This is a genomic window from Haematobacter massiliensis, assembly GCF_000740795.1.
Taxonomy (GTDB): Bacteria; Pseudomonadota; Alphaproteobacteria; order Rhodobacterales; family Rhodobacteraceae; genus Haematobacter; species Haematobacter massiliensis.
This window is the reverse complement of sequence record NZ_JGYG01000004.1, coordinates 25,057-37,333: the sequence shown is the minus strand read 5'-3', so window position 1 is coordinate 37,333 and position 12,277 is coordinate 25,057. Positions and strand designations below refer to the sequence as shown.

General features: G+C 69.0%; 10 protein-coding genes. 9 read left to right on the top strand and 1 reads right to left on the bottom strand.

Annotation, left to right across the window (positions count from 1 at the left end):
• The first annotated feature begins 42 nt into the window (after positions 1 to 42).
• The 9 genes from CN97_RS08140 to CN97_RS08100 all read left to right on the top strand — a co-directional run bounded on the left by CN97_RS08140 (position 43) and on the right by CN97_RS08100 (position 11,348).
• A complete protein-coding gene (locus tag CN97_RS08140; protein ID WP_035709691.1) occupies positions 43 to 2,160 on the top strand; it encodes a TonB-dependent siderophore receptor in 2,118 nt (705 codons plus the stop codon).
• A gap of 16 nt (positions 2,161 to 2,176) precedes the next feature.
• Positions 2,177 to 3,208 carry an ABC transporter substrate-binding protein gene (locus tag CN97_RS08135; RefSeq protein ID WP_051911073.1) on the top strand — a complete coding sequence of 344 codons (1,032 nt, stop codon included), beginning with the start codon at positions 2,177 to 2,179 and terminating at the stop codon, positions 3,206 to 3,208.
• The gene (locus tag CN97_RS08130) at positions 3,205 to 4,194 is read left to right on the top strand and encodes a FecCD family ABC transporter permease (RefSeq protein ID WP_035709689.1); all 990 of its coding nucleotides are present in this window, start codon (positions 3,205 to 3,207) and stop codon (positions 4,192 to 4,194) included. Before CN97_RS08135 ends, CN97_RS08130 begins: the two co-directional genes overlap by 4 nt.
• The gene (locus CN97_RS08125) at positions 4,191 to 5,171 is read left to right on the top strand and encodes an iron ABC transporter permease (RefSeq protein WP_051911071.1); all 981 of its coding nucleotides are present in this window, start codon (positions 4,191 to 4,193) and stop codon (positions 5,169 to 5,171) included. Before CN97_RS08130 ends, CN97_RS08125 begins: the two co-directional genes overlap by 4 nt.
• Positions 5,168 to 5,962, top strand: a complete 795-nt coding sequence (locus CN97_RS08120) for an ABC transporter ATP-binding protein (RefSeq protein ID WP_035709686.1) — start codon at positions 5,168 to 5,170, stop codon at positions 5,960 to 5,962. The genes CN97_RS08125 and CN97_RS08120 overlap by 4 nt, the downstream gene beginning before the upstream one ends.
• Positions 5,959 to 7,008 carry a siderophore-interacting protein gene (locus CN97_RS08115; protein WP_035709684.1) on the top strand — a complete coding sequence of 350 codons (1,050 nt, stop codon included), beginning with the start codon at positions 5,959 to 5,961 and terminating at the stop codon, positions 7,006 to 7,008. Before CN97_RS08120 ends, CN97_RS08115 begins: the two co-directional genes overlap by 4 nt.
• Positions 7,009 to 7,872: 864 nt before the next feature.
• Positions 7,873 to 10,368 carry a heavy metal translocating P-type ATPase gene (locus CN97_RS08110; RefSeq protein ID WP_035709680.1) on the top strand — a complete coding sequence of 832 codons (2,496 nt, stop codon included), beginning with the start codon at positions 7,873 to 7,875 and terminating at the stop codon, positions 10,366 to 10,368.
• A 10-nt stretch (positions 10,369 to 10,378) separates the two neighbouring features.
• Positions 10,379 to 10,774, top strand: coding sequence for a Cu(I)-responsive transcriptional regulator (cueR, locus tag CN97_RS08105; protein ID WP_035709679.1), 396 nt, complete (start codon positions 10,379 to 10,381; stop codon positions 10,772 to 10,774).
• A gap of 61 nt (positions 10,775 to 10,835) precedes the next feature.
• On the top strand, positions 10,836 to 11,348 hold the full coding sequence (locus CN97_RS08100; protein ID WP_035709678.1) for a cupin domain-containing protein: 513 nt from the start codon (positions 10,836 to 10,838) through the stop codon (positions 11,346 to 11,348).
• A gap of 707 nt (positions 11,349 to 12,055) precedes the next feature.
• Here the strand turns inward: CN97_RS08100 and CN97_RS20600 are convergent.
• The gene (locus tag CN97_RS20600) at positions 12,056 to 12,211 is read right to left on the bottom strand and encodes a hypothetical protein (RefSeq protein WP_156969580.1); all 156 of its coding nucleotides are present in this window, start codon (positions 12,209 to 12,211) and stop codon (positions 12,056 to 12,058) included.
• Positions 12,212 to 12,277 lie beyond the last annotated feature (66 nt).

The window sequence follows — 12,277 nt, the reverse complement described above, 5'->3', positions numbered from 1 at the left end:
GCCCGCGCGCCAGCCGACATCAATCCTGCGGGGGAAGACGGCATGGCAGCCAATCGGCAGAACGGATATCGCGGCTGGTACATCGCGGCATTATGCGGCACGGCGGCCTTGCTGCCGGGAGCCGCGACGGCTCAGGAGGCCGCGCAAGGGATTGCGCCGGGGAGCGTGGGCCTCAGCCCGGTCGTCATCGACAGTCAGGCGGGCGGCGATGCCGCCACCTTTGCCCCCCGGCAGCAGGTGAGCGCCAACAAGATGGCGAGCGATGCGCTCGACACCTCCGCCTCCGTCTCGGTCGTGACGCAGAAGGAGATCGAAAGCCGCGGCGCCCAGACGCTGGAGCAGGTCGTCAGCTACACCGCCGGGGTGCAGGTCAACGAGTTCGGAAGCGACGACCGATACGATTTCATCCGCATCCGGGGCTTCGATCAGAACACGCTCCTCACCTTCCGCGACGGTCTGCCGACGCGCGGCTTCGGCTGGACCTTCGGGCGGCTGGAGCCTTATGGGCTGGAGCGGGTGGAGGTGCTGAAAGGGTCCAACTCCTCGCTGTTCGGGCTGTCCTCTCCCGGCGGGGTCATCAACTCCGTCACCAAGATGCCGCGCCCCTACAGGTTCGGGGAGGTCTATACCACGCTCGGCGACGACCATACCGAAGCGGGGTTCGACTTCGGCGATGCGACCGCGGACCGGACGCTGAGCTACCGGTTGACCGGCAAGGCGCAGGAGGCGGAGGGCTACTACGACCACTCCCCCGATGACCGCCGCTATCTGGGTGCGGCGCTGACATGGGCGCCGACGGAGGCCACCTCGCTCACGGTGCTGGGCGACTACAACCGGCGGGACGGCTGGCCGGGGACCGGATTCCCGAAGGGGACGGTGGACCGGCTGGGCCACAGGACGTTTCTCGGCGAGCCGGAGTTCAATACGTTCGACACGCGGCAGAAGAGCCTTGGCTATCTGCTGAGCCACGATTTCGGCGGCGGGCTCACCTTCCGGCAGAACGCGCGGTATACGTGGTTCGATCTGGACTATCGGCAGGTCTACGGTGCCTCCACCGATCCCGGCGCGGACCGGACCGCCTTTTTCGTAGGGAGCAAGGCGAAGCAGTTCGCCGTCGATAACCAGCTTCAGTTCGACACGAGCTTCGGCACTGTGCAGGGGCGGACGCTGGCAGGCTACGAATACAGCTGGATCAAGGTGGACGAGCTGGCCAGGACCGGCACTGCCGGACCGCTCGACATCTTCGATCCATCCTATTGCGGGCGGGGCTGCGTGGCGCTCGGCCCCTATATCGACTGGCGGCCGGAGCAGACGACCCATGCGCTCTATCTCCAGCAGGAGCTGACCTTCGAGGATCGCTGGATCCTGACCTTCGGCGGGCGCTACGACCGGACCAATGTGGATATCGACTATGGCGCTGCGGATTACCGGGGAGCAGGCCGGGCGGATCGCGACTTCAACGCCTTCACCAAGCGCGCGGGCGTGACCTACAAGGCGACGTCCGACCTGTCCTTTTATGCCAATTATTCAGAGAGCTTCGAGCCGGACCCCTGGGCACCGGCGAGCGACCCGAAGGAAGGCAAGCAGTATGAGGCCGGCGTGAAATACCGCCCCGCCGGGACGGAGGCCCTCCTGACCGCCGCTGTCTTCGACCTGACCCAGACCAATGTCAGTGTGCAGGTGGACCCGGTGAACTATCGCCAGATCGGCAAGATCGGCGTGCGCGGGCTTGAGCTGGAGGCGAAGGGCGAGGTGCTGGACAACCTCAACCTTACCTTCGCCTATGCCTATTGGGATGCGGAAATCCGCGAGGATGGCGTGCAGGGCAACCTGGGCAACCGGCCCGCGCGGGTGCCGCGGCATATCGGCGCGATCTGGGCCGACTATACCTTCCCCGGCACGGCGACGCGCGGCGATGTGCGGATCGGCGGCGGGATGCGCTACATGGGCGGTACCTATGGCGACGACGCCAACACGGTCAGTGTCGGGGGCTACGCGATCTTTGACGCGATGGCGAGCTATCGGCTGACGGAAGATGTGCTTCTGCAGGCCAATGTGTCGAACCTGTTCGACCGGCATTCCCTTGTCACCGATTACTACGGCACCGAGTATTTCAACGACGGGCGGACCGTGACCGCGACGCTGAAATATACCTGGTAACCAAGGAGACGATCCCATGCCGCTTTTCAGAGCCTTGCCCTCCGCCTCCCCCGCGTTGTCTCGGCGGAGCGTGCTGCTGGGCGCGGCGGGCGTGCTGGCGGCGCCCCGGGTGCTCAGGGCGGCAGGGGAGGGCGGATTGCGCTTTCGCCACGTGATGGGGGAGATCGTGCTTCCTGCGCCGGCGCGGCGCGTCGTCTCGCTCGGCGCAAATACGCAGGATCCGCTGCTCGCGCTCGGCATCGTGCCGGTGGCGATCCGGCGGTGGTATGGCGATTACAACTACGGCGTCTGGCCCTGGGCGCAGGACCGGCTGGGCGATGCGGCTCCCATTGTGATCGGCGGAGAGATTTCCGCGGAGACCGTGGCGAGCCTGCGCCCCGACCTGATCGTCGGGATCGGCTCGGGCATGTCGGGGGAGGAATACGCGCTCCTGTCGCAGATCGCCCCGGTGCTGATGCAGGCGGAGGGGACAACCCCCTACGGCACATCATGGCAGGCGATGACGGAAGTCCTGGGCCGTGCCACGGGCCGGGAGGCGGAGGCCGGGCAACTGGTGACGGGGCTGGAGGCGGATTTCGCCGCGATCCGGGCGCGTCATCCCGAATGGCAGCGCATGACCGCCGTTGCCGCCTGGCAGGACAGCGGCCAGACCGGCGCCTTTACCGCCGATGACACACGGGCGCGCTTTCTGCGGGAGATCGGCTTCGGCCAGCCTGCCGGTCTGCAGGCGCTTTCGGCCATCGACGGGTTCTACACCACGATCTCCTCGGAGGATTTCACGCCGATCGACGCCGATCTGTTGGTCTGGATCTCCGACTTCGCCCGCGCGCCCGACATCGCGGCGCTGCCCATGCGCCGGACGATGCGCGCCTTCCGCGAGGGGCGGGAGATATTCGCCGATACGGTGCTGACCGGAGCGCTCTCCTTTGGCACGGTGCTGTCGCTGCCCTATGCGCTGCGCGAGATCGAGCCGGAGATCGTGCTTGCGGTGGACGGGGATCCGGGCACGGTGGTGCCTTCGGCGGCACGGGCGGGGCTTGCCCCGTGAGAGGTGTCCTCTGGTCGGCGGGGCTTTTGCTGCTGGCGGCGGCGCTGTCGCTGGTCGTCGGCGCACGGCCAATCGCGCCGTCGGTATTTCTCGACCTGATCCGGGCCGGCTATGATCCGGCCAATGCCGACCACGTCGCGCTGGCGCTGGTCCGTGGCCCGCGGATCGCGGCGGCGGTGATCGCGGGTGGCGCGCTTGGCGTGGCCGGCACCGTGTTGCAGGCGATGACCCGCAACCCGCTGGCCGATCCGGGTTTGCTGGGGATCAATGCGGGCGCGGCCTTTGCCCTGCTGGGCGGCACGCTGCTGTTTGGCGGGATGGATCAGGCGACGGCGAGCGCGCTGACCTTTCCCGGTGCGGCGCTGGCGGCGGCGGCGGTGTTCCTGCTCGCGGGGGGATTGCATGGCGGTGCCGGGCCGATGCGGATGACGCTGGCCGGCGCCGCGCTGAACGCGCTGCTGCTGTCGCTCGTCACCGGGGTGGTGCTGATCCGGCAGGATGCGCTCGACGTGATGCGGTTCTGGGTGGCCGGTTCGCTGGCGCAGGCCCATGCCCGCCCGCTGGCCGCAATGGCGCTGGCGGGCGCGGCGGGCGCGGTGATCGCGCTGATGATCGCGCCGCGGATCGAGGCGCTGTCGCTCGGCGATGCCATGGCGCGGGGCCTTGGCGCGCATCCCGGCTGGACGCAGGCCACGGCGCTGGCCGCCGTTGCGCTGACCACCGGCGCGGCCGTGGCGGTTGCGGGGCCGATCGCCTTTCTCGGGCTGGTGGTGCCGCCCTTGGCGCGGCGGCTGGTCGGGCACCGCCTGCGGGCGGAGCTGGCCGTGTCGCTGCTGCTGGGCGCGGCGCTGCTGCTGGCGAGCGATACGCTGGGGCGGCTGGTGCTGGCGCCGTCGGAGGTTCGCGTGGGCGTGATGACGGCGCTGATCGGCGGGCCGGTGTTTCTCTGGATCGCGCGGAGCGTGCGGCCGGGAGAGGAGGCATGAGCACGCGGGCGCCGATCCTGCCCGTCCTGCTCCTGCTCGCCGGGCTGGCGGGGCTGGCCTTCGGTCAGGTCTGGGTCGGTCCGGACGTGCTGTGGCACGGCGCGGTCACCGGCGAGGGGGCGGGCGCGATGATGCTCTCCACCTTCCGAGGGCCGCGGGTTGCGGTGGCATTGGGGGCCGGGGCGGCGCTCGGCCTGTCGGGGGCGTTGTTCCAGACGTTGTTCCGCAATCCGCTGGCGTCGCCCGATGTGATCGGCTTTACCTCGGGCGCGGCACTGGCGGTGGTGGCGGGGACGGCGCTCGGCCTGATGTGGCCGATGCCGCTGCTCGCCGCGGCGGGCGGTCTGGCGGCGGCACTGCTGGTCGCCGTGCTCAGCTATCGGCGGGGTCATGCGACACCGCCGCTCACGGTGATCCTCGTGGGTCTTGGGGTCGGGTTCGTGACGTCCGCGCTCGCCATGTTCCTGATGTCGAGCCTGCCCAGCAACACCGCGGCGGAGGCGCAGCGGTGGATGACCGGCTCCCTCGCCGCGCGCGACTGGGGGCATGTGGCGCAGGTCTGGCTGCCGGGCGGCGTGCTGGCGCTCCTGCTGCTGGGCCAGATGCGCTGGCTTGCCGCGCTCGAACTCGGCGAGGAGATGGCGCAGGCGCTCGGCCTGCGGGTGGCGGCGGCGCGGCGGATGCTGGTCGCGACGGGCGTGCTGCTTGCCGCCGTCGCGGTGGCGGTGGCGGGGCCGGTGCCCTTCGTCGCCCTGATGGCGCCGCCGCTCGGCCAGCGGTTGAGCGGGGCGCGGAGCCTTCCGGGGCGGATGCTGGCCGCTGCCGCCGCAGGCGCGGTGGTCCTGGCCGGGGCCGATACGTTGGCGCGCACGGTCATTCCCGGCGTGGAACTCCCCGCCGGGGTCATGACGGGGCTACTCGGCGCGCCGTATCTGCTGTGGCGGCTGATGCGTGAGATGAAAGGGGGCGCGCTATGAGACTGGCGACAGAGGCGCTGACGCTCGGCTATGACGGGCGGGTGGTGATCCGGGGGTTGGATCTGCAGCTTCCCGACGTGCCGATGACGGCGATCCTCGGCCCGAACGGGTGCGGCAAGTCCACGCTGCTCCGCGCCATGGGTCGGCTCATCACACCGCAATCGGGCCGCGTGCTGCTGGAGGGCGAGGATGTGCGGCGGATCGAAAGCCGCGCGCTTGCCCGCCGGATGGCGGTGCTGCCGCAGTCGCCCGTGGCGCCGGGCGGCATTACGGTTGCCGATCTGGTGCGGCGGGGCCGGCTGCCTTGGCGCGGAATGCTTGCGCCCTGGCGGGAGACGGATCAGCGCGCCTGTGTCGCGGCCATGGAGGCCGTCGGCGTGGCCGACCTGGCGGAGCGACCTTTGGAGGAGTTGTCGGGCGGCCAGCGGCAGCGTGCCTGGATCGCGCTGGTCCTGGCGCAGACGACGCCGCTCCTTCTGCTGGATGAGCCGACGACATTCCTGGACCTTGCCCATCAGCTCGACCTGCTGGCGCTGCTGCGGCGGCAGAGCCGGGGCACGGGCCTGCGGGTCGTCGCCGTCCTGCACGACCTGAACCTTGCCGCGCGGTTCTGTGATGCCCTGGTGCTGCTGGGGCCGGGCGGGCTGGTGGCGGAAGGCGCGCCGGAGGCGGTGCTGACGCCAGAGCATCTCGAGCGCGCCTTCGGCCTTGCCGCCGAGGTCCATCCCGATCCCATCACGGGCACGCCCATGGTGATCCCCGCACACTGCCCCGAGGAGAGGCTGGCATGACCCATACCGAAACCGCCACGGGACGCTACCACGGCCCGCTGTCCGAAGAGATGCTGCCGCACCTTGAGGAGCATCTCCTCGCCTTCGACCTCCCCGTCCGGCGCGAGGCGGAGCGTCTGGAGATCACCGCGCCGCTGGCGCGCGCGGCGCTGGTGCTGACGCCGCAGGGGCTGGAGATCGCGATCCACGCGGTGGATGCGGTGCAGCTTTATCACATGCGGGAGAGTGCGATGTATCTGCTCGACCATGTGAGCCCGGATGTCGCGGCCGGGCTTACATGGGCAGACGGGCCTGCGATGCCCGCCCGCCCGCCGAGCCTGCACGATGCGACGGTGCTCTCCACCCGCCGGATCGGCGCGAATTATCTGCGGGTGGAGATGGCTTCTCCGGGCGCGGGTGCGCTGGGGCGGGGGGGCATGCACTTTTCGCTCCTGCTGCCGGGCGAGGGGCGCGCGCTTGTCCTGCCGTATCTGAACGAGCGTGGGCGGACTATCTGGCCGGAGGGGCCGGATGCGCTGCACCGGGTGGGCTATACCTTCGTCACGCTGGAGGCCGGGCCGGAGGGCGTGGGGCGCTTCACCTTCGACATCTATCTGCATGCGGGCGGGCGCACATCGGACTGGGCGCTGGCGGCGCGTCCGGGGGAACGGGTGGCGGTCATGGGGCCGGGGGGCGGAGATTTTCCGCCGGGTGAGCGGTTGCTGATCGCGGGGGATGAGACCGCGCTGCCGGCGATCCGCCGCATCCTCGAAGCGTCGCCCGCCACGCGGCGGGGACGCGCGCTGATCGAACTCGCCGATCCCGCCGACCGCTGCGAGATCGCTGCCCCGCCGGGCGTCGCCATCGACTGGGTGGAGCGGAGGCCGGGCGCGGGCCTGCTGGAGGCGCTGCGCGCCGTGCCGATGCCCGAGGCCGGAACATATCTCTGGGTCGCGGCGGAGCAATCCGTGGTTCGGCAGGCCAAGGAACATTTCCGCGCGGCGGGCCGGGTGGAACGCGGGCTGAACTATTTCTCCTCCTACTGGGAAGCACCTGCCGCGGGATGAGCGCGGCGGGTGTGGCTCGGCGCGTCGCTAACGGCTTGCCGCATCCGCGGGGTGTTCAGTCGCAGGCTTGCGACGCTTGACAGCTGATGCGCAGGGCTCAGCGACACCGCGCGTGGATGAGCGCCAGATCCGGTTGGCGGCAACCAGCGGCCCGAGGACATTGCAGATCATGGTGTCCGAGGGTTCGTTGTCCTGCGTCACAGCAGTAATGCAGAGCGGGATGCCCGAAAGGCGGCAATTCGGACGACTGACGCCCCCCGGCGAGGGCTCAATTGCGTCTGAAAAAGCTGCCTTCCCAAGTATCGCACGGACGGGGATTTTGGCGCCGCTCATCGAGCTGAACTGCCCCTTGGAGAGCTGTGGCGTGCCTGTGCCAGCGAAATTTCCGGAGGGTGCATACCGCGCGGGCGTTCCGCTGATCGAAGGGGATGAGGGGTCAAAGAACCTCGACCGCAGTCTGTCGCACGCGGGTTGTGCATTGTGGGATCCGGTGCGAGTGCCGGACAGCGCGCGGGGCATGGTCTTCGGAAGGTCCGCCACGGGATATGCCGGCGCGACGTCGGACGAAGTCTCTCCGTACGGGAGTGGCTCGCTGACGCACGGTGCAATCCGGCTGCCGGGCCGTTCAGCCCGCCCCTAGCCGGCGCTATCCCCGCAGCGCGACATCTCTCCGCTTGAGCGGCCGCCAGGAGACGGGGAGCGCGCCCTTGCGTCACAGCCTCGGCCTCATGCTTGCTCACTCCGCGCTGCTCGAAGAAGTCTGAGGCTCGTGATCCCGTGGGAAAGAAGGTTCCGTCCGGGGCTTGACCTTCCAGTCTCTGGAACCTTTATCTGTCACCTTGTCCCGCAGCAAAGGAGGGGCAGATGACCATGCAACAGTCTATCACGCTCGGCGTGGAGGGTATGTCCTGCGCGTCTTGCGTCGGGCGGGTGGAGAAGGCGTTGAAGGCGCTTCCCGGCGTGACGGATGCGCGCGCGAACCTTGCCGCCGAAACCGCGACTGTGGATTACGCCGCTCCGGACAGCGGGGACAAGACGCGCCCGGATCCAGCCCCGCTCATCGCCGCGCTGGCCGAGGCCGGATATCCGGCGCGGGTCGGGGAAGCGGTATTCGACGTTCAGGGAATGTCCTGCGCGTCCTGCGTCGGGCGGGTGGAGAAAGCGCTGAAGGCGCTTCCCGGCGTGACGGATGCGCGCGTGAACCTTGCCGCTGAAACCGCGACCGTCGATTTTCTGGAGGGCGCCGTCAGCCCTGCGGAAATCGCGGCGGCGGCGGCGAGGGCGGGCTACCCGGCCACTGTCAGGGGCGCGGGGACGGCGGAGGTCGTGGATCGCAAGGCGGAGGAAGCGGCATCCCTGCGGCGGCGCGTGCTGCTGGCGGCCGCCCTGACATTGCCGGTCTTCGTGCTGGAGATGGGCAGCCACCTCATACCGTCTGTGCATATGTGGGTGATGAACACGCTGGGGATGCAGGTGAGCTGGATCATCCAGTTCGTACTGACCACCCTCGTGCTGGCGGGGCCGGGGCGGCGCTTCTTCACGCAGGGGTTTCGCGCGCTCGCAAAGGGCGCGCCGGACATGAACAGCCTCGTGGCACTTGGTGCTTCGGCGGCGTGGATATATTCCACCTTCGTTCTGGTCGCGCCCGGCTGGCTGCCCGCCTCCGCCCGAGCGGTATACTTCGAGGCAGCGGCGGTGATCGTGACGCTGATCCTTGTGGGCCGGTGGATGGAGGCGCGGGCCAAGGGCCGCACGGGCGAGGCGATCCGTCGGCTGGTCGGCCTGCAGCCCCGCACGGCGCGGGTGGAGCGTGATGGCGAAACGGTGGAACTGCCCATCGACCGCATCGTGGCGGGCGATATCGTCTCCGTCCGTCCGGGGGAGCGCATCGCGGTGGATGGCAGGGTGATCTCCGGCTCCACCTTCGTCGATGAGAGCATGATCACCGGCGAGCCTGTCCCGGTGGAGAAGGGAGAGGACGCGGAGGTCGTCGCGGGCACGGTGAACCGCACCGGCACCCTGCGGTTCCGCGCGACACGGGTCGGGGCGGAGACGATGCTCGCCCAGATCATCCGTCTGGTGGAACAGGCACAGGGCGCTAAGCTGCCCATTCAGGGGCTGGTGGACAGGGTGACGCTGCGCTTCGTGCCTGCGGTGATCGGCATCGCGCTGCTGACCGTGGCGGTGTGGCTGATCTGGGGGCCGGACCTTGCCCATGCGCTTGTGGCGGGGGTTTCGGTGCTCATCATCGCCTGCCCCTGTGCGATGGGGCTGGCCACGCCGACCTCCATCATGGTGGGGTCCGGCCGCGCGGCGGAAATGGGCGTGCTGTTCCGCAAGGGCGATGCGCTGCAGAAGCTGCAGGAGGTGAAGGTCGTCGCGCTCGACAAGACCGGCACCCTGACAGCGGGGCGGCCCGAGCTGACCGACCTGATCCCCGCCGAGGGTTTCGACCGGGCGGAGGTGCTGCGCCTTGCCGCCGCCGCCGAAGCCAGTTCGGAGCATCCCGTGGCGGAGGCGATCCGGCGGGCCTTCGGAGCCGGGCCGCTGCCCAGGGCGGAGGAGTTCCAGTCCCTCACCGGATATGGCCTTTCCGCCCGCGTGGAGGGGCGCCGGGTGCTGATCGGCGCAGACCGGCTGATGCTGCGGGAGGGGGTTGTGCTGGGCAGTCTGGCAGAGCAGGGGGCCGCGCTCGGCAAGCGGGGGCGGACCCCGCTCTACATGGCGGTGGACGGCAGGGCGGCGGCGGTCATCGCCGTGTCGGATCCGCTGAAGCCTGACACGCCCGCCGCCATCGCCGCGCTGCACGACATGGGTCTGCGGGTCGCCATGATCACCGGGGACAATCGTGGCACCGCTGCCGCCATCGCGCGGGAGACGGGGATCGACGAGGTGGTGGCCGAAGTGCTCCCCGCGGGCAAGGTGGAGGCGATAGACGCCCTCCGCGCCCGGTTCGGCCCGGTGGCCTTTGTCGGCGACGGGATCAACGATGCCCCGGCGCTGGCGCAGGCGGATGTCGGGCTGGCGATCGGCACCGGCACCGATGTCGCGATCGAGAGCGCCGACGTCGTGCTGATGTCGGGAAGCCTGCGGGGCGTGGTCAATGCGCTCGACATCTCCCGCCGCACGATGCGGAACATCCGGCAGAACCTGTTCTGGGCCTTCGGTTACAACGCGTTGCTGATCCCGGTGGCGGCGGGTGTGCTTTATCCGGCGAACGGCATGATGCTGTCGCCGATGCTGGCGGCGGGGGCAATGGCGCTGTCGTCGGTCTTCGTGCTGACAAACGCGCTCCGGCTGCGCTTCGTGCGGCCGGTCATGGCTGAGAGGGTGGCCGTGCAGGCCGCCGCCGCGGAATAAGGAGCAGGTGATGAACATCGGTGAAGTGTCCGAGGCGCTGGACATGCCCGCCAAGACCATCCGGTATTACGAGGATATCGGCCTCGTCACACCGGCGCGGAGGGACAATGGCTACCGCAGTTATTCCGCGCAGGATCTGCACCGGCTGGGCTTTCTCGGCCGGGCCCGGTCGCTCGGCTTTTCCATCGCGGAATGCCGGGCGCTGCTGGCGCTCTATTCCGACAGGGGACGTGCCTCCGCCGATGTGCGGCGCATCGCGGAGGGGCATCTGGGCGAGATCGAGCGCAAGATCGACGAACTCGCCGCCATGCGCGACACGCTGCGGACGCTGGTGGAGTGCTGCCACGGGGATGCGCGCCCGGAGTGCCCGATCCTCGCCGATCTTGCCGGGAAGGGCGAGGGGTGAGATTGGCTCTTCCGGTGCGGCGGGCGCGGCGCTAGCCTCTCGGCCAAGAAGGAGACCGAAGATGCCGCACGATCATTCCCACGACGACGACCACGGCCACCCGGATGACACGCCACGCTGGAAATACGATGGCGTCCGGGTCATCAAGGGCGACCAGCTCGACCCGAACACCGCCCAGACACCCGGCATGTTCCGGCAGGCCGCGATCAACCATGCCCGGGTCGGCGCGCAGAAAATCTGGGCCGGCACGGTCGCGATCGAGCCGGACGCCAAGACCGGCGTGCATCACCACGGCCCGCTGGAAAGCGTGATCTATGTGGTGAGCGGGCGGGCGCGGCTCCGCTGGGGCGAGCGGCTGGAATTCGTTGCGGAGGCGGGGCCGGGCGACTTCATCTACGTCCCTCCCTATGTGCCGCATCAGGAGATCAACGCCGACCCCGACCAGGTGCTGCAATGCGTGCTGGTGCGCTCCGACAACGAAGCGGTGGTGGTCAACATAACGGATGTCGATCCGGTGGAACCGCCGGAGAGCGTCTATTGGGTCGATCCCATTCACGCGGCCCCCAAGTCGTAGCGGCCTTAGAACTGATCGGGCAAGGTGCATTGCAGCGCTGAAGCGGGTGGTCGCGCAGGGAGCTGCCTCTCTGCGGGTCGCGATGCCAAGGCTCAGCCTGCGGTGTCGATTGAGCCATGACGATGCCCGGTCAGGCGGCGCCAGGGAGATGGGAGATCGCCGCAGACCTCTATCTCCCCCGCGACCGGGCTGGCCTGCGAGTTGCGCATGAAGATTCCGCGGAGATCTCGGATCAGGATCGGCGGCAGAGGGTCAAGCTTCGGAAAATCCGGGGCTTTTCCTGACGTGTGGTGTTGGTTCCGGTTGCAGGGTGGATTGCCGGTTCCACCGGTCATGTTGCGATGGAGTTGGCTGCTCCCCCCTGCGTCTCGGATGCTATCGACTAGACACTGGTGGAAACCGTTGCCGCCTGGATGCCCCTCGGTAATACGCGTCGCTGGAGATGCTACACGACAGTCCCGGTGCCGCTATTGGCATACCGGTTGTGCGGCACTGGCAAGCTTTCCGGTTCGCGTGCGCGCAAACGCCAACTTGGCCCCGCAAAGTCTTGAGCGACGAATGACCTGATCGCGCAACGTCTGGTGAACGGGTGTCATAACCCGACGTCCGATGCAAAATTCCGCCGAGCGCCCGATGCCATTCGCAACCGTCCACCGACCCGGCCAGCGTATCTTCGCTTTCCGAATGCGCGCCTGAAGTCTGCCGTCCTACTTTGTCGCGCCGGGCGCGGGGGCGGGGCCGCCCTTGCGGTCGGGATCATCCTGCTCGTCGGCGATCTCCTTGAGCGGCTGGTCCTTCCGCTGCTCATGGGGGGCGGGGGACTTGTCTTCGGGTTTCTGGTCTTGCGATTGCGGGCCGGTCATGGGGCGTCCTCCTGCACTCGGTCATGGGTGAGTCAAACGCAGGCTCAGGCGCTCCTGTTCCATGCC